Source organism: Companilactobacillus tucceti DSM 20183 (assembly GCF_001434665.1).
Taxonomy (GTDB): Bacteria; Bacillota; Bacilli; order Lactobacillales; family Lactobacillaceae; genus Companilactobacillus; species Companilactobacillus tucceti.
In genome coordinates this window covers 11,217-29,209 of sequence record NZ_AZDG01000015.1, presented here as the reverse complement: position 1 = coordinate 29,209, position 17,993 = coordinate 11,217, and the positions used below count along the sequence as shown (strand labels likewise).

The window sequence follows — 17,993 nt, the reverse complement described above, 5'->3', positions numbered from 1 at the left end:
CTAACCGAATGATCGAATTTGAAAAGCCAACTATTACTGCCGTTGAAGAAAGCAGCGATTATGGTAAATATATTATCGAACCGTTGGAAAGAGGTTATGGTACAACACTAGGAAACTCTTTACGTAGAGTTTTACTTGCATCATTACCAGGTACAGCGGTATCAGACATTCAAATAGATGGTGTATTGCATGAATTTTCAGCCGTTGATGGTGTAATTGAAGACGTTACTCAAATTGTGCTTAACGTTAAGAAGTTAAACTTAAAGTCTCATGCTGAAGACAGTCTTAAAGCTGAAGTAGACGTAGTCGGCCCAGCAACTGTTACAGCTAAAGACATTAAAGCTGATGATGATTTGGAAATCCTTGACCCAGAACAATTTATTTGTACTGTTGCCGAGGGTGGACACTTCCACATGCAATTAACAATTAAAAATGGTCGTGGATATACTCCTGCAGAACAAAATAAAACCGACGAAACACCTATCGGTGTTTTACCAGTTGACTCAATATTTACTCCAGTAGATAAGGTTAACTACCAGGTTGAAAACACTCGTGTGGGTAAGAGAAACGACTTTGATAAGTTGACCATTGATATCTGGACAAATGGTTCTATTGGACCACGAGAAGCAATTAGTTTATCTGCTAAGATTCTTACAGAGCATTTAACAAGTTTTGTAAATCTTACTGAAGAAGCTAAGAGCGCTGATATGATGATCGAAAAAGAAGAAACACAAAAAGAGAAGAAGCTTGAAATGACAATCGAAGAATTGGACCTATCAGTTCGTTCATACAATTGTTTGAAGCGTGCCGGTATCAATACTGTGCAAGAGCTTACTGAAAAAACTGAAGCCGACATGATGCGTGTTCGTAACCTTGGACGTAAGTCATTAGTTGAAGTTAAAGAAAAGTTATCTGATCTTGGATTATCATTAAAGCAAGAAGACTAAAAGTCAAATTCAAACAGGAGGTATAGACATGGGCTACCGTAAATTAGGACGTACAAGTTCTCAAAGAAAAGCAATGTTACGCGATTTAACTACTGATTTAATCATTAATGAACGTATTGTTACAACTGAAACTCGTGCTAAGGAAATCAGTCGTACAACTGACAAAATGATTACCTTAGGAAAACGTGGCGATCTACATGCTCGTCGTTTAGCTGCTGCTTACGTTAGAAACGAAGTTGCTAATATTACAGAAGATGATGATGCGGTTGTTGTTCAATCAGCACTTCAAAAATTGTTTAGTGATATTGCACCTCGTTACCAAGACCGTAACGGTGGATATACACGTATTTTGAAGACTGCACCTCGCCGTGGAGATGCAGCTCCAATGGTTATTATTGAATTAGTTTAATAATTAATCGTTTGTTAATAAAAAATCAGTCATTCTGATAAATTAGTGAGTGTTAAGATGATGGCAATTGCCAAGTCTATCTCTAAGATCCTTTTAAAAGGGGACACTAATTTGTCGAATGATTTTTTTTTACCCAAAAAGTGATTTTTCCTATATGATAGACTTAGCTTATTATTAAGAGGTATTCAAGTGGAAAAAATAATCTCAATCAAAGATGTTACATATACATATCCGGAATCTAAACAACCAGCTATTAATAATCTTTCGTTAGATATTTATCGAAATGAGTGGGTATCTATTGTTGGAAGAAATGGTAGTGGTAAGTCTACGTTGGCGAAGTTGATTGATGGACTGATTGAAAGTGAATCAGGGACTATTTTTGTAGATGGTCAAGAAGTCAATGAAGAAAATATTTGGAATATCCGTTCAAAAATTGGAATAGTTTTTCAAAATCCTGACCATCAATTTGTTGGCGCTACTGTTGAAGATGACGTGGCCTTTGGTTTAGAGAATCAAGGTGTTCCAAGAGATGAGATGGTAAAAGAAGTTGACGATGCACTGAAAATGGTCGATATGCAAGATTATAAAACTCGTGATCCTCAATCTTTATCTGGTGGACAAAAGCAACGTGTAGCAATTGCTGGAGTTTTGGCCACTAAACCATCTATTATAATTATGGATGAGTCTACCAGTATGCTTGACCCCAATGGTCGCAAAACAGTATTAGATTTAGTAAAACAATTACGTGATCAACAAGATATGACAATTATTTCTATTACTCATGATATTGAGGAAACAGAGTTGTCTGAGAGAATCGTTGTTTTACGTTCGGGAGAAGTTGTAAAGGAAGCTGACCCGAAGGCCATCTATGATATGGGCTCAGAGCTAACAAAATATGGCCTTGAGGAGCCTTTTTCTAGTCAAGTTGCATCTTTACTTAAAGACGGAATAAAATTGCCTGAGGGCTATTTAAATGAAGAGGAGCTAATTGAAAACATATGGAAATTATCTTCAAAAATGTAACTCACTCATATGAAGCAAATAGTCCACTAGAGGGCATTGGTCTAAATGACGTTTCTTTGGCTATTCATGATAAAAAATTTACTGCAATTGTTGGAAAAACTGGTAGTGGTAAATCAACCTTAGTTCGTCATATAAATGCACTCATAAAACCAACGTCTGGAACCATTAAGGTTGGTGATCGCGAAATAACGCCTGAGACTAATAATAAGAATTTAAAATCGCTTCGTAAAAATGTTGGTATGGTTTTTCAGTTCCCAGAAAGTCAGTTGTTTGAGGACACTGTGGAAAAAGATATTATGTTTGGACCTATGAATTTTGGAATGTCAGAGTCTGATGCTAAAGAATCAGCCAAAAAAATGATAAAATTAGTAGGTCTTGGGGAAGAATATTTGGATAAGTCACCGTTTGACCTATCTGGTGGACAAATGCGTCGTGTTGCAATTGCAGGTGTTTTGGCAAGTAATCCAGAAACCATTATTCTTGATGAACCTACGGCGGGACTTGATCCCGTAGGTAGAAAAGAAATTATGGATTTGTTTAAAAATCTTCAAAAGCAAGGTAGAACAATCATTTTGATAACTCATAATATGGACGATGTGGCTAACTATGCTGAAGAAATGGTAGTTATCCACGATGCTAAGGTTATGGCTGTTGGTAAACCTAAAGATATCTTTAATGATAAGGAATTATTGACCAATGATATCTTAACGTTGCCTCGTAGTGCTGTTTTTGCACAAAAGTTATCGAAAAGGGATTTTTCTTTTCCACAATTACCTATTACAATCAGTGAATTAACTGCTGAAATAAAACAACAAGTTCATGGTGATTAAATGAATAAATTAATACTTGGTAGATATTTACCTGGGGACTCGATAATTTATCGCCTAGATCCGCGGGGAAAGTTTTTAATAACATTTTATTTTATTGGAATAGTTTTTTTAGCAAATAATGTAGCATCATATGGTTTCTTATTGTTATTTGTCTTGTTTTCCGTGTATATATCTAAAATCAATTTAGGTTTTTTTATTAAAGGACTGCGACCGATGCTTTGGTTGATTTTATTCACAGTTTTGTTGCAACTGTTCTTTACACCAAGCAATGATCCTATCTGGCATTGGGGAATTTTAACTTTATCCACAGACGGAATGAGAATTGCTGCATACATCTTTATAAGATTTGTCTTGATTATCTTTATTTCCACACTTTTGACTTTAACAACTACACCGATTGAAATATCTGACTCGATCGAGAGTATCTTGAAGCCATTGAAGGTAATAAAATTTCCAGTTACACAAGTGGCTTTGATGTTGTCGATTGCTTTAAGATTTGTACCGTTGTTGATAGATGAAACTACAAAGATAATGGATGCTCAAAGAGCCCGTGGTGTGGACTTTGGTGAAGGTGGAGTCATGCAAAGAATAAAATCTTTTGTGCCCATTTTGATCCCTTTGTTTGTCAGTAGTTTCTCGATTGCTTATGATTTAGCAATAGCAATGGAATCACGTGGTTATAAAGATGGTGAAGGTCGCAGTAAGTATCGTGTTCTAAGCTGGGCTAGACGTGATAATGTGGCATTAGGCGTTATGATTTTAATTACAATTATTTTATTATTTATTCGGAGTTATTAGATGACAAGATATAAATTGACGGTTGCTTATGATGGTACTAAATTCCATGGATTTCAAAGGCAACCAAAATTAAGAACTGTACAAGGAGTCTTGGAAAAGGCTCTTTTTAAAATGACTAAGGGTAAACAAATCGATGTTTTTGGTTCAGGAAGAACTGATGCTGGTGTGCATGCGTTTGGTCAGGTAATTCATTTTGACTATCCTGGAAATATTCCAGCTGATAGCATGTTAAAGGCTATAAATTCTTTGATGCCGTTAGATGTGATAGTGAATAATTCTGAAATTGTGGATGAATCATTTCATGCTCGCTTTGGAGTTAAGAAAAAAACTTATCAATATCGTGTGGATTGTGGACACTATACTGATCCTTTTAAAAGGTTTTACACAGGTCATTATCCTTACAGTATTGATGTTGAAAAGATTAAAACTGCTATAAAGGATTTGGAAGGCACACATGATTTTAGTAGTTTTGCGGCTTCAGGTGGTGTAATAGAGGATAAAGTCAGGACAATTTATCGCGCAACAGTAGTATATGATCAAATACAAAATGAATTGATTTTTGAATTTACGGGAAATGGTTTCCTATATAATATGGTTAGGATACTAGTCGCTACATTACTTGAAATAGGTAATGGAAGACGAGATGTTAACGATTTTATTAGATTATTTAAAGTTAAAGATAGACAGCAGGCAAGAGGCACAGCACCTGCAAGTGGGCTCTATTTAAAGGAAGTATTTTACTAAAATTTATCTGTGGATAATTATTGACTTATGGTCAAATACACAGTATTATTGTTGTTGGTATTGTTTGCCCCACGATGAGCCCCGGAAACTTATTGAGTGTCAAACAGACGAGAAACTGGAGGAAATTATGCGTACAACACCATTAGCTAAAGCAAGTGAAGTTGAACGTAAATGGTATGTAATCGATGGTGAAGATGTCGTTTTAGGTAGACTTTCATCAGTTGTAGCTTCAATTCTTAGAGGTAAGAACAAGCCAACTTACACACCTAACGTTGATACAGGTGATAATGTAATTATCATCAATGCAGATAAAGTAAAATTAACAGGTAAAAAAGTCAAGGGAAAGATTTATTATTCTCACTCAGATCATCCAGGTGGTTTGAAGAGCATTAGTGCCGGTGATAAGAGAGCAACAAAACCTGAATTGTTTGTTGAAGACTCAATTCGCGGTATGCTACCTAAGAATAGTCTTGGTCGTAAAGAAATCATGAAGTTGCACGTATATGCAGGTTCAGACCACAAACACCAAGCACAAAATCCAGAAAAATTGGATATCAACAAACTAATTTAAGGAGGAAAACATTTTGGCACAAGTATCATATGCTGGAACAGGCCGTCGTAAAGACTCAACAGCCCGTGTTCTATTAGTTCCCGGAAACGGAAAAATTACTATCAACAAACGTGATGTCAAAGATTACATTCCTTTTGACAATTTGATTGCTGATATGAAACAACCATTGGATGTTACTGAAACAGGCGCAAGCTACGACGTTATTGCTAACGTTAACGGTGGAGGCTTTTCAGGACAAGCTGGTGCAATTAGACATGGTATTGCAAGAGCACTTCTTGAAGTTGATCCAGACTTCAGACCTACTCTTAAATCAGCTGGATTCTTAACACGTGACCCTCGTATGAAGGAACGTAAGAAGCCAGGTCTTAAGAAAGCTCGTAAAGCTTCACAATTTTCAAAACGTTAATATTTTTTTATATCAATGTTTACAAGGCAGCCACATTATTGTGGGTGTCTTTTTTTGTTGGAATAACCACCAATTACTCACCACTGTTTTGTATGATTACTGTTTGTGACCCGGAGTCAGATAAATAAAAAATCCTCCCCAATATCTAATTAGGAAGGAAGAAATATTTTAGTGTCAGGCGTTAATCAGTATGAAGTGATACGTAAGCGTACTTTTTTGATTTAGAACACGTGATTCAAACTCTTTTTATTCATGAAGTAAATGAGCCAGATGATGGGAATAGTTACCAGCATCACTGGATAAAACCATGCAGTTGGAATAGCACTTTTTATCAAGCCACCAATAATTGGACCCAATGACATACCAAGATCCATTCCGATGTAGAAAGTGCTATTCGCTAATCCTTGCTCATTATGTGGCGCAATCAAGAGTGAGGTTGCCTGACAAATTGAAAACATGAGTCCATAGCCACCGGCCAAACCCAATGCAGCGATAAACATCATGAAATTATTCGACAGATGTGTTAATGCTAATAAGCCAATGAGAGTACTACCGAGGCTTGCATACAAAAACTTACCAAATACAACCGAATCAAAAAGATCTTTTAGCGACATCCGCAAAACTAACAAGAGGATGGCATAGATTGGAAAGAAGCTGCCAACCGCTACCTTTGAATGAATCGATGTCACGTAACTAACGATGTATGCTTGTGTTGAGAAGTATGGTAATGCAAATAGCATTAGGATCATTGCAATCGGTAATACTTGTGGTTGAACAATACGGAACTTTTTTTGGTGCTTTACACCAGTAGCTTTTTTCAGAGGATGACCGTGATCTGTTACCAGTTGCACAAGTACTACCATTAAAATACTGGAAATCACAGAGGCCATGAAAGCGTAGCGATAACCAAAGTGTTTGTAAAGAAAGATACCTAGTGCTGGGGCTAAGGCCATACCTAATGCATTCATCAAACCGTAAATTCCCATACCAGAACCGACGCGTTCTCTAGGTAACAAATTAGCCATCCAAGTAGCCATGCAAACGGTACACAGCACATAGCCGATTCCGTTAATCACTCGGATTACTAGTAACCAAGCAGGATTAGTGACAATTACATAACCAACAGATGCAATTATCAAGAAAAAGCCACCTAGTGATGATAGCAAATATTTAGAATATCGATCAACGAGATTTCCAGCAATCGGACGTAGTATTAACGATGCGATATTCATGAGCCCTGCAATTACCCCAGCCAAGAGTGTAGAACTACCTAAACTCTTTGAGAAACCCGTAATTAATGGATTGATCAGCATGGGACTAGACAGATAAAAGAAGCTTGCTGCTAAGATTAACACGATGTTGCGATTATAAATATGTTTCTTCATTTGTTACCTCGATTCAAGTTGTCTACGGATCGCTCTAATAGTGCCAGAAACTGTGCTTTTTCCTCATTAGAGAAGCCATTTAGAATCTGTTCACCTGTATGCGAGCCATTTTCCTTTAAATGCATACGCATGATATGTCCCTCATCTGTCAGTGAAACTAGTTTGGCACGACGATCGTTAGGATTTTCGGTTAGCTCAACTAGCCCTTTTTCACTTAATTTCTGTGTGATTGCTTGGGCGCTTTGGTGTTTAATGTGATGAAAGTCTTTTAGATTTGAAATAGAACTGTTTGGATAATCAGCAAAAAAATTCAGCGCATCGGCTTGATCCGTGGTGACATGTAGCATGCGGATATGCTGGTTACGATTTGTAACCAGCTTATTGGCAAGCTCAAGGACACGCCTTGCCACTATATATTCTTGATTAAGAACCATAAGATGCCCCCTTAAATTTATACAGCAGAATGTATAAATTATACAGCTCACTGTATAAGTAATCAAGATTGCCTCGTTGTATTGAATTTGATGTGAACTAATTCTAGATGGTGAAATGTATATTTTGAACACTCACTATTTGGTGGGTGTTTTTTTGTATGTAAAAGTAAGATAATGAAGGCGAAAGTAATAATTTAGGAGGTCGCGTTTATGTGTGGACGTTTCATGTTTCAACCAACCGAAAATGCAGAGTTAAATAGGATTTTTCAATTGGCAAAAAACAATGGTTATAATCCAAAGACAGGCGAGATTTTTCCAACGGATGATACAGCGCTCGTGATTGCCGGACTTCAGCAAGTTAAGGTTGTTGCTATGAAGTGGGGGTATCCGGGATTTAAACCTGGACAATCAATTATTAATGCAAGGTCAGAAACAGTTACTCAAAAGCAGATGTTTGCTAGAGGATTTAAGGAACATCGTTGTGTATATCCAACGACAGGTTTCTTTGAGTGGACCGCTGATAAACAACGTTATTGGTTTAACTATGGAGAGGAACCTGAAACGATGTATATTGCCGGTTTTTATGACTATTTTGATGGAACTCCGCGTAGTTGCCTGTTAACAACCAAGCCTAATGATTCTGTTATTAAAATACACGACAGAATGCCTTTGATTCTTAGCAAGAATCAAATAAAACCATGGTTATATGATGATAAATTTGCTTTAGATTATCTTAATTCAAAAATGCCAATGCTTAATTCTGTAAATGGATTTCCACAATTTGAAGAATAAAAAAGGAGCTATCAGCTGATAGCTCCTTTTAATTTACCATTTGTTCTTTAACATATTTAGCATACAATTCATGATTATTGATCAACTCTGTATGTGTTCCATTACCAGTAACTTTACCATGTTCAATAAAATATATTTGATCAGCATCAACGATTGTGGATAAACGGTGTGCAATTACTAAAGTTGTTCTGCCTACCATTAGTTGATCCAAGGCTCTTTGAACTTTTTCCTCAGACTGTGAATCTAAACTTGCGGTTGCTTCATCAAGCATAAGAATTTTTGGATCACGTAAGAAAGCACGTGCAATAGCAATTCTTTGCTTTTGACCACCTGATAATTTAACTCCACGTTCACCGATTTGTGTACTCAATTGTTCAGGGAATTCTTTAACGAATTTATCGGCATATGCAAGTGACAATCCGTGCCATAATTGCTCGTCAGTCAGTTTTTCATCAAGACCATATTGTAAGTTATCGCGAATGCTTCCAGCAAATACCGCACTATCCTGTGAAACATAACCAATTTGAGAACGCCAATTGTTCAAATTAATATCTTGAATTTGCTTATCACCAACTGATATTGTTCCAAAATCGGGTTCATAAAATCTTTCTAGTAGTGAAAATATGGTAGATTTACCACCTCCACTAGGTCCTGCAAAGGCAATAACTGTATTAGGTTTTGCTTCAAAAGAAACATTTTCTAATATGGGATGCTCAGGTGCATAACTAAATGAAAGATTGTTAGCTTGAATAGGTTTACCTTCAACATCAACTACTGATCCGTTTTCAACTGGTTCTAATTCAGTATTAAGGATTTCTTGAACACGTTGTGTTGAGCCCATAGCTTTTTGTACTTGTGAAAAGAATGTAGCAAAGTTAGTTATTGGGGCAATTATATTGAACAAGTAAAGTAAAAATGCGACTAATGCACCACTTGTTAAAGTTCCAGCTTGTACTCTTACAGCACCATATCCGAGAATTCCAACAAAAATTCCTAGCATAGCAGTCGTCATGATTGGTTGTAGTACGGCTTCAACTTTGGCGTCTTTTACACCTAAAGTAAATATCCTGTTAATAAAGTTTCCGCCTGTATCTTTTTCAAAGTTCTCGCCATTACTTGCTTTTATTAATCTGACTTCTGATAATTTCTCACTAGCATCAGCATTAAAATCTGCTGTAGCGGCTTGCAGTTGTCGTCCTAGTTTAGATAGTATGCGTCCAACGGGTAATAGGATCAAAGTAAAGATTGGAACAGCACTAAACATAATGGCCGCCATTTTCCAATCCATCCAAAATAGAATAATCATTGATCCGATTAATTGGATACCACCAGTTATGAAATTAGGGAATTTGGATGTTACTAATTCTTTAATAACGGTAGTGTCATTGACTAAACGGGAACTACTTTCACCAGATTTATGGTCATCGAAGTAACCGACTGGAAGTTTGAGTAGATGATTCCATAGTCGTTCACGTAACGTTTTAACGGCGCTCTCGCCAACATATCGTAGCAAAAATCCACCAACAGTCCCAAATCCTAGTTGGATTACGAATGCTAAGATCAAAACCCAAAGCATCTTACCGTCTATTTTAGCTAGATTGCTTGTATCGACTAATCCCTTTGTTAATTGTGGGACTACTAAACTAGCACCACTGGTCACTAAACTTAATAACATCCCTAAAATGAAAATACCTTTTTTAGGGTTAACACTGTTGATAAGTTTAAAGAAATCCTGGATCTTCATATTGCCTTTAGCTTTTGGTAAATCTTCCATTACCATTGAATGATTGTGCATTATTTTTCCTCAGTATTAATAAAATTCGTGTTTATTTCTAAAGTCATGACGGAAATTTCTTCCATGTTCTGGCATAAATCCACCATGTGGTCCACAGAAATCTTTACCTCTCATAGCTTTGTGCATAACTTTCCGCATTTCGTCGGGGGACATATTTTCCCAATCGTCACCAAACTTTTCCATCATAGCCGCATGAACTTTTTGCATATCTTTCATTCGATCCATTGGATCTACAAAACGGGATGATTTTTGTTTAAATTCATCGCTCCAGCCATCTGAGATTTTTTGAAGATAGTTACCAAATTGTTGTTTTTCATCGTCGTTTAAACCAGCAAAGAAATCGTCATTTACATCTTCATTTTTAGCTTCAGCGTTTGTATCCGCTTTTTTACGACCATCATCTGTTAAATAAACTAATTTATTTCTTTTATCTTTTTCATCTTCCTTTCTAGTAATATAGTTGGAATTCTCAAGCTTTTTGAGTAATTCTGCAATCGAACTGGGACGAAGATCTAAAACATCTGCCAAATAACTTTGGCTCAATCCGTCTTCTAATCTTAAGATTGCTAAAACACGTTGTTGACCAGTTAATCGTTGTTTGTGTTGATACATGAAGTTGTTACTTGCCTTACTTATAAAATGTAATTGTTTCATTAGATTGTTTGTTAATTCGCTCATGAATAAAATCCTCTTTTCTATGGTTTAAAATTAATTCGGTACCGAATCTTTATTTCACTTAGCATTATAGTTCGGTACCGAATCAATTGTCAATCATTTTATTTTAAAAATAATTTGGTTGTCTAAATGACAAATTTCTATCTTTTAATTGAATCATTGTTTATATTTAATTATGTTGATAAACAATATCCAATTGAGGGGGATAAGAGGATGAACTACCACAGATTACAAAATAAAATAAGTAAAATTATTTTGTTGTTAGTTTTATTTACAGTTGGGGCACCAACTCAAACTATTTTTGCTGATCAAATAGATGCACCGACCGAGAATGTTAGTGAATTTACACTCAGCGATTATGAAAATAGTTCGGCACTACAATTGGCTGAGGCTGTTAGAAGTAAAAGGGTAACTAGCGTTCAATTAGTAGAATATGCATATCAGGAGATAGAAAAGAAAGATGGTAGTCTGAATGCAATGATAAGTCTAAGAAAAGATGAGGCCTTGAAAGAGGCAAGTGAAATTCAAGATACAGGGCAACCTTTTTTTGGAGTACCTATACTTTTAAAGGGATTGGGACATACCATTAGCGGGGGGAGTAATACCAATGGATTATACTTTGAGAAAGATGTTATTTCCCATGGCACAAGTAGAATTACTAAGAGTTTTCAAGATGAAGGTTTTATAGTTATAGGACAAACTAATTTTCCAGAAATGGGTTTAAAAAATATAACTGATTCAAAATTATATGGGCCAACTGGAAGTTCGTGGAATCCTAATTATCAAGCAGGTGGTTCTTCAGGAGGGTCTGCTACTGGTGTTGGAGCTGGGTATGCTCCGGTGGCAACTGGTAGTGATTCAGGCGGATCAATTAGAATACCAGCATCTTGGAATGGGATTATTGGATTTAAACCTTCTCGTGCGTCGATGACATTTGATTCTAAATCTGAACGTAATCAAACGAGCCATTTTGCAGAGACTAAAACCATGGCAGATACGGATAAATTATATGATGATTTTTCAAATGGAGTAGCAAATGATATTAAGTTAGATCCCAAAACCATGAAAATTGCATATACAACGGATTCACCAGTAAATACACCTGTTAGTAGTGATGCAAAAAAAGCTGTTGAAAGAGCAGTAGAATTTTTAAAGTCACAAGGATATCAGGTTGAAAAAGTAAAATATCCAATTGATGGAACTGAATTGATGAATGATTATGACACGATTGGGGCTGGTTCATCAGGGATTATTGATTACTTAGCTACTAGTAAATTAAAAAGACATCTGGAAATTGGGGATGTTGATTTGTCCACATGGGCAATTTATCAACTAGGAAAGTCGATAAATAAGGACGATGTTACCAATGCTTGGAATTCAGTAAATAAAATTGCTGAAAAAATGAATCAATTCCATCAAAAATATCCAATATTTTTAACGCCAACAACAGCTTCAACAGCACCAAAAGTTGGAGATCCGTTAATGACTAGTTCATTAGAACAAAGAATTAGAAATATGGATTCATTATCCAAGGAAGATAAAGCTAAGTTAGCATTAGACCAATGGATGCCATCATTAAATTATTCACCTTTTACACAAATATCTAACTTAACTGGTGAACCGGCTATTAGTTTACCAACATATGTTTCTGCATCTGGATTACCATTAGGAATTCAATTTAATGCTGCTAGAAATAATGATCGTTTGCTATTACAATTGGGTGATTTATTTGAGAGTAATGGAAGGTTTAACCAAAAAGATTTAACTGAATCATCAAATAATAATCATGTAATAAATAAACCGAAACCTGATACAAAACCATCAACTAAGCCTAAACCGGAATTACCATATAGACCAGTTTCAATGCCGGGATTGATTGTAGATGATGGAAGAGCATCGGTTGATCAACATGATGATGTAGAAAACCAAGAATCAAATGTAATAGAGCCAAATTATGAGCCTGATAATTTATATAAGAAAGACGTTTCTAAACCTAATGCAAAGACAGATATAACTAGAACAAAATCTTTAATAAAAGTGAATGGCAATAAGACTGAAAAATTGCCACAAACTGGTGAAGATAAAACAACTTTAGGTTTAATAGGTGTGTTTCTTATTTCGGGGATCATCTATATTAAAATTAATAGAAATTAATGCTGATCCCCTTATAATTGCATACGCTTACAGCAATATGTATACTTACGGTACGTTATTAAAGCACGAGGTGATTTATGAACGAAGAATACCGTGGAACTAATCGTTTATTGTTGGGAATAGTTTTAAGTGTGTTAACTTACTGGTTATTTGCACAGTCATTATTAAATATGGCACCAGATGTTCAAGCAGATTTAAAAATAACATCGGGATTGTTGAACCTAGGCGTGTCTTTCACTGGTTTGTTTTCTGGAATTTTTGTTGTCGCCGCTGGTGGATTGGCCGATAAATTTGGTAGAGTCAGAATTACATATTTAGGAATTATATTGAGTATTATTGGATCCTTTTCATTGGTAATTTCCACGGGGCCATTTGGTTTTATTTTAGGGCGAATTTTGCAGGGAATTTCGGCGGCATGTATTATGCCGTCAACGATAGCACTAGTAAAATCATATTTTCATGGTAAAAATCGACAAAGAGCACTTAGTTATTGGTCAATTGGGTCTTGGGGTGGATCGGGACTATGTTCATTTTTTGGAGGTTTTATTGATAGTAACTTTGGATGGAGATATGTTTTTGTTATTTCTATCATATTTTCAGTTTTGAGTTTCTTATTGATTTGGAAAACACCAGAATCTTTGGCATCAAAAAGAAATCCAAGAACTTTTGATTGGATTGGAATGTTATTTTTTATCACTTCTATCTTGAGTCTGAATATTTTGATTTCAAATGGATCACTATTGAATTTTAATGTGATCGGATTGTCGTTATTCACTTTATTATTAGTCAGTGGTTTTGCTTTCTTTAAATGGGAAAAAAATAGAAAAGATAAATTTATTGATTTTAAATTGTTTAACAGTAGAGAATATCTGACGGCAGTTTTGTCCAATTTCTTTTTAAACGCAATGATAGGTACTCTTTTAGTTGTTAATTCTTATGTTCAACAGGCAAGAGGATTATCAGCTGTTAAAACCGGCAGCCTTTCCCTTAGTTATTTAGTAATGGTATTGATAATGATTCGTATTGGAGAAAAATTATTACAGAGATTATGTCCTAAGATTCCAATGATGATGGGATCAATAGCTTCAACATTGGGTGTGTTATTGATGTCACTGACTATGATTGGAAAAGGTTATTTTCTAATTGTAATAGTGGGGTATGGATTGTTTGGTTTAGGATTTGGATTATATGCGACCCCTTCAGCAGATACTGCTGTTAGTAATGTCCCTAGTTCAGAAGCTGGAGAGGCGGCAGGAATTTATAAAATGTCTAGCGCACTTGGAGGGGCAATCGGTACAACTATTTCGGCTAGTATTTATAGTTATTTTAATGATTATGATTTGGGTGCCCTAGCAGGATTGTTTACGAATGCCTTGTTTGGAATCTTAGCATTAGCGTGTATTTTATTCCTTTTGAATAATAAAAAATAAATCTAAATATAGAAAATCCAGACTGAAAATGTCTGGATTTTTTTCTGCAACTTTAACTAATCTTTACATAAGCTAAATTATTAATTTACATAACCCTGTTATTCTTAGTCTGTTCCTAAAAAGAAACAGAAAGTTGGTATTGGATTTATGAAAAAAGGGCGATTATTAACGGTATGTTTAGGTTTAATGTTATTGCTCGTTGGGATTGTAACGGGATGCTCAAACCAAAGCTCCGCTAGCTCTGACGGCAAAAACGATAAATTAACAATTGTTTTTTATCCTAATGAGTCAGCCAAGAACTTTGCGGCTTCACGTGAGGAATTAAAGAAACAATTACACGAAGCAACAGGTAAAAAGGTTGAAGTTCAAACAACGACTGACTATAACGTTGCCATTGAAGCTATTTCTTCAGGTAAGGCACAATTAGCATTTATGGGTGCTGATGGATATATTCAAGCACATCATCAAAATGCAAAGGTTCAACCACTTCTTATTCAATCAGGTGAAGATGGTACAGAAAAAGGTGCAAGTTACCGTTCTTACCTAATGGTACCTAAGGATAAGGTTAATGATTACAAGTCAGGTAATGACTTTAATATCGACAAGATCAAGGGTCAAAAGATCTCATTTGTATCTTCAAGTTCAACATCAGGCTTTGCAGTTCCTACAGATGAAATTCAAAAACACTTTAAGTTAAAGAACAAAGATGAACTATCTGAAGGTGGAAAATTCTTTGATAAAGTTCTTTACGGTAATTCACATCCAGGTTCAGCAGTTAACTTACTAAAAGGTGATGTTGACGTAGCTGCCTTTGATGATATCGATTTAGCACCATTCATGAATGTTTCAGAAGGTAGTTATGATAAAGCCGGCTCAACATTTAAGGTTAAAGATGATGCAGATGCTCCATTTACTGATTATCGTGGTAAAGAAGTAGTAAGTATTTCAGTTCTTCCAGTACAAAATGGTCCATTGGTTGTAAACACTAAGGCAATGAGCGAAAAAGATCGTAAAGCTATTGAAGACAGATTTACATCAAAAGATGTAACTGAAAACGATAAGCTATTTGGTAAAGAAGGTTCAAAAACTGCCACATTATGGCAAAAGAAGAGTGCTAAGACAACACTTCTAAAAGTTACTGATAAGTGGTATAAACCAACACATGAATTAGTTGGTAAATAAGGGGAAGCTATGCTAGAAGTAAAGCATTTAACTAAGAGTTATCAAAAGGATAAACCAGCCTTAACAGATATTTCTTTCTCAGTTGAACCTGGTAACTTTTTGGCAATTATTGGGCCATCTGGTGCAGGTAAAACCACTATTTTACGTAGTTTGAATCAATTGATAAAAGATGATGATGGTCAAATTTTATTGGATGGATCAGACATTAGATCCGACAATAAATCGCAATTGCGTAAACATCGACGTCAAATTGGAATGGTTTTTCAAAACTATAACTTAGTTGAACGACTAACAGTTATTGAAAATGTTCTTCATGGACGTTTAGGTTACAAATCAACATTTGCTGGTATGTTTGGAATTTATTCTGAAGATGAGAAAAGAGAAGCTTTAGATTTATTAGATAAAGTTGGACTTAAAGATTTTGCGCTTCAACGTTGTTCAGAATTAAGTGGTGGTCAAAAGCAACGTGTAGGTATTGCAAGATCATTGATTCAACATCCTAAAGTTATTTTATGTGATGAACCAATTGCGTCCCTAGATCCAGCATCTTCACATACTGTTATGCATCTTTTGAAAAAGTTAACTGTTGAATTTAATATAATTTGCGTTGCCAATTTACATCAAATTAATTTAGCAAAGAAATATGCTGATCGCATTGTTGGTATTCGACAAGGAAAATTAGTTTTTGATGAAGAGTCCGATATGCTTTCAGAAGAAATTTTGGAGACGCTGTATGACCAAACGATTTCAAAGGAGCTTAAATAATGTCTTCACCAATAAAATTTTTAGCTCAAAAGCATCGAAAGCAAACAGCAATTATCGCTGTTATTGGAAGTATATATGTATTAAGTAGTTGGATTTTAAATTTTGATAATTTCAGTGGCTTTACAGCTGTTCCTAAAGCTTTTAATTGGTTAGGTGTTAACTTTTTCCCTACAGCAGAATCAGTAGAACTTTTGCCACGTATCTGGCAAAAGTTAATTGAAACGGTCGCTTTGGCCGTTTCTTCTACTGTCGTGGCAGCTATTATTGCATTATTCGTAGCAATTTTGGGTTCCAAAGCTACTGGAATTAATAATTATGTACATGTGGTAGTACGTGGTATTGCATCATTTTTTAGAAATATCCCACTTGTAGCATGGGCAATGATCCTACTTTTCTCTTTTAAACAAAGTGATTTTACTGGATTCTTAGCTTTGTTATTAATGACTGTAGGATATTTGATAAGAGCTTTTATGGAAATTATCGAAGATGAAGCTAGTGAAACAATGATGGCTTTAAAAGCTACTGGTGCTAGCTACTTTCAAGTTATTTTTCAAGCTGTTTTACCACAAATTATGCCTAGTTTAATCAGTTGGGTGTTATATATGATCGAAAATAATGTTCGTGATGCCACATTAGTTGGTATTTTAACTGGTACGGGAATTGGATTTATTTTTGATTTATATTTTAAGAGTTTTAGATTTGATGCAGTTGGAATGACTATCTTAGCCATAATAATTGTTGTTATTACATTAGAAGTATTGTCCAACCAGATTCGGAAGGTGATTTTATGATAACCCGTGGTGATATTCAAAATATAAGTGGATATAAGAAACCACAACCACCTGAAAAAAAGATTAAATTAAGAAAATTTAATTGGTCTCGCGTCATGATTTATTTAGTCATGATTATCTTGATTGCAATTACAGGATATACATTAACTCATTTAGATACTGCCAATGTAAAAATTGGTGAAGCCATGCATGGATTAGTGATGACATTAAATCAAATTTTTCTTCAACCAAAAGCGGGAAGTGATGGCGTTATGCCCTTACTTTCTGCATTAGGAATTAGTTTATTGTTAGCAATAATGACGACTGTGATTGGTGCTGTAATAGGATTTTTATTTGCTGTTATTGCATCAAGAAATTTAACTAATGCTTATTTTGGGGCAATCATCCGAGTAATTATGGCTGTAATTAGAGCTATTCCAACAATTGTATGGGTACTTATTTTTTCAATTGTTTGTGGTCTAGGTACAAATGCAGCTATTTTAGGGCTAAGTTTTCATAGTATTGCATATTTAACTAAGGCATACTCTGAAAGTATTGAAGAAATTGACGAAACTACTATTGAAGCACTAAAGGTTACAGGTAGTAAATTTTGGGTAATTGTTTTTCAAGCAATTTGGCCAACCATTATTGCCTCTTTAGTATCATGGACATTTATTCGATTAGAAATAAATTTTGCCAATGCAATAGCAGTTGGAGCAGCAGCAGGTGCAGGTGGTATTGGTTATCAGTTGTTTGTAGCTAGTGGAATGAGTTTTGATTTCCATGAAGTAGGCTTCATCGTTTATCTGATTATCGGTGTAACAGTACTATTGGAATTTATCGCTGTTAAATTAAGACAGATGTATACAACAAAGTAGTGAAA

Annotated in this window: 19 protein-coding genes; 15 read left to right on the top strand and 4 right to left on the bottom strand. The window is 35.3% G+C overall.

From position 1 onward, the window contains the following. The first annotated feature begins 8 nt into the window (after positions 1 to 8). From FC72_RS07330 to rpsI, 8 genes are all read left to right on the top strand, one after another. The gene (locus FC72_RS07330; RefSeq protein ID WP_057766317.1) at positions 9 to 947 is read left to right on the top strand and encodes a DNA-directed RNA polymerase subunit alpha; all 939 of its coding nucleotides are present in this window, start codon (positions 9 to 11) and stop codon (positions 945 to 947) included. A 28-nt stretch (positions 948 to 975) separates the two neighbouring features. Next, entirely contained in the window at positions 976 to 1,356 is a 381-nt protein-coding gene (gene rplQ / locus FC72_RS07325) for a 50S ribosomal protein L17 (RefSeq protein WP_057766315.1), read from the top strand. Between the two features lie 189 nt (positions 1,357 to 1,545). Continuing rightward, positions 1,546 to 2,379, top strand: a complete 834-nt coding sequence (locus FC72_RS07320) for an energy-coupling factor ABC transporter ATP-binding protein (RefSeq protein ID WP_057766313.1) — start codon at positions 1,546 to 1,548, stop codon at positions 2,377 to 2,379. Then, positions 2,355 to 3,209 carry an energy-coupling factor ABC transporter ATP-binding protein gene (locus tag FC72_RS07315; protein WP_057766311.1) on the top strand — a complete coding sequence of 285 codons (855 nt, stop codon included), beginning with the start codon at positions 2,355 to 2,357 and terminating at the stop codon, positions 3,207 to 3,209. The genes FC72_RS07320 and FC72_RS07315 overlap by 25 nt, the downstream gene beginning before the upstream one ends. After that, complete coding sequence (locus FC72_RS07310) at positions 3,210 to 4,007, top strand: energy-coupling factor transporter transmembrane component T family protein (protein ID WP_057766310.1); 798 nt, start codon at positions 3,210 to 3,212, stop codon at positions 4,005 to 4,007. Beyond that, positions 4,008 to 4,751 carry a tRNA pseudouridine(38-40) synthase TruA gene (gene truA / locus FC72_RS07305; RefSeq protein ID WP_057766307.1) on the top strand — a complete coding sequence of 248 codons (744 nt, stop codon included), beginning with the start codon at positions 4,008 to 4,010 and terminating at the stop codon, positions 4,749 to 4,751. A 127-nt stretch (positions 4,752 to 4,878) separates the two neighbouring features. Next, positions 4,879 to 5,322, top strand: a complete 444-nt coding sequence (gene rplM, locus FC72_RS07300) for a 50S ribosomal protein L13 (protein ID WP_057766306.1) — start codon at positions 4,879 to 4,881, stop codon at positions 5,320 to 5,322. 13 nt (positions 5,323 to 5,335) lie between these two features. Beyond that, the gene (gene rpsI, locus FC72_RS07295) at positions 5,336 to 5,728 is read left to right on the top strand and encodes a 30S ribosomal protein S9 (RefSeq protein ID WP_057766304.1); all 393 of its coding nucleotides are present in this window, start codon (positions 5,336 to 5,338) and stop codon (positions 5,726 to 5,728) included. Positions 5,729 to 5,949: 221 nt separating this feature from the next. Here rpsI and FC72_RS07290 read toward each other — a convergent pair whose 3' ends face one another. Together FC72_RS07290 and FC72_RS07285 are read right to left on the bottom strand one after the other, a co-directional pair. Next, positions 5,950 to 7,113, bottom strand: coding sequence for an MFS transporter (locus tag FC72_RS07290; RefSeq protein WP_057766302.1), 1,164 nt, complete (start codon positions 7,111 to 7,113; stop codon positions 5,950 to 5,952). Continuing rightward, entirely contained in the window at positions 7,110 to 7,547 is a 438-nt protein-coding gene (locus FC72_RS07285) for a MarR family winged helix-turn-helix transcriptional regulator (protein WP_057766300.1), read from the bottom strand. Before FC72_RS07285 ends, FC72_RS07290 begins: the two co-directional genes overlap by 4 nt. Before the next feature lie 210 nt (positions 7,548 to 7,757). Between FC72_RS07285 and FC72_RS07280 the strand changes: the two genes are divergently transcribed. Continuing rightward, entirely contained in the window at positions 7,758 to 8,339 is a 582-nt protein-coding gene (locus FC72_RS07280) for an SOS response-associated peptidase (RefSeq protein ID WP_057766298.1), read from the top strand. Between the two features lie 28 nt (positions 8,340 to 8,367). Here the strand turns inward: FC72_RS07280 and FC72_RS07275 are convergent, their stop codons facing one another. Together FC72_RS07275 and FC72_RS07270 are read right to left on the bottom strand one after the other, a co-directional pair. After that, entirely contained in the window at positions 8,368 to 10,134 is a 1,767-nt protein-coding gene (locus tag FC72_RS07275) for an ABC transporter ATP-binding protein (protein ID WP_057766296.1), read from the bottom strand. A gap of 15 nt (positions 10,135 to 10,149) precedes the next feature. Then, on the bottom strand, positions 10,150 to 10,812 hold the full coding sequence (locus FC72_RS07270) for a MarR family winged helix-turn-helix transcriptional regulator (protein ID WP_057766293.1): 663 nt from the start codon (positions 10,810 to 10,812) through the stop codon (positions 10,150 to 10,152). Between the two features lie 210 nt (positions 10,813 to 11,022). On the opposite strand from FC72_RS07270, the gene FC72_RS07265 reads away from it, so the two are divergent. The 6 genes from FC72_RS07265 to FC72_RS07240 all read left to right on the top strand — a co-directional run bounded on the left by FC72_RS07265 (position 11,023) and on the right by FC72_RS07240 (position 17,988). Beyond that, the gene (locus tag FC72_RS07265; RefSeq protein WP_057766292.1) at positions 11,023 to 12,963 is read left to right on the top strand and encodes an amidase family protein; all 1,941 of its coding nucleotides are present in this window, start codon (positions 11,023 to 11,025) and stop codon (positions 12,961 to 12,963) included. A 77-nt stretch (positions 12,964 to 13,040) separates the two neighbouring features. Then, positions 13,041 to 14,393: an MFS transporter gene (locus tag FC72_RS07260; RefSeq protein ID WP_057766290.1), complete on the top strand. Its 1,353-nt coding sequence runs from the start codon at positions 13,041 to 13,043 to the stop codon at positions 14,391 to 14,393. 147 nt (positions 14,394 to 14,540) lie between these two features. After that, positions 14,541 to 15,575 (top strand): phosphate/phosphite/phosphonate ABC transporter substrate-binding protein, encoded by a 1,035-nt coding sequence (locus FC72_RS07255; protein WP_057766288.1) that lies wholly within the window; start codon positions 14,541 to 14,543, stop codon positions 15,573 to 15,575. Positions 15,576 to 15,584: 9 nt separating this feature from the next. Continuing rightward, the gene (gene phnC / locus FC72_RS07250; protein WP_057766286.1) at positions 15,585 to 16,340 is read left to right on the top strand and encodes a phosphonate ABC transporter ATP-binding protein; all 756 of its coding nucleotides are present in this window, start codon (positions 15,585 to 15,587) and stop codon (positions 16,338 to 16,340) included. Then, the gene (gene phnE, locus FC72_RS07245) at positions 16,340 to 17,131 is read left to right on the top strand and encodes a phosphonate ABC transporter, permease protein PhnE (RefSeq protein WP_057766284.1); all 792 of its coding nucleotides are present in this window, start codon (positions 16,340 to 16,342) and stop codon (positions 17,129 to 17,131) included. Before phnC ends, phnE begins: the two co-directional genes overlap by 1 nt. After that, on the top strand, positions 17,128 to 17,988 hold the full coding sequence (locus tag FC72_RS07240; RefSeq protein ID WP_057766282.1) for a PhnE/PtxC family ABC transporter permease: 861 nt from the start codon (positions 17,128 to 17,130) through the stop codon (positions 17,986 to 17,988). Before phnE ends, FC72_RS07240 begins: the two co-directional genes overlap by 4 nt. Positions 17,989 to 17,993: the final 5 nt, after the last annotated feature.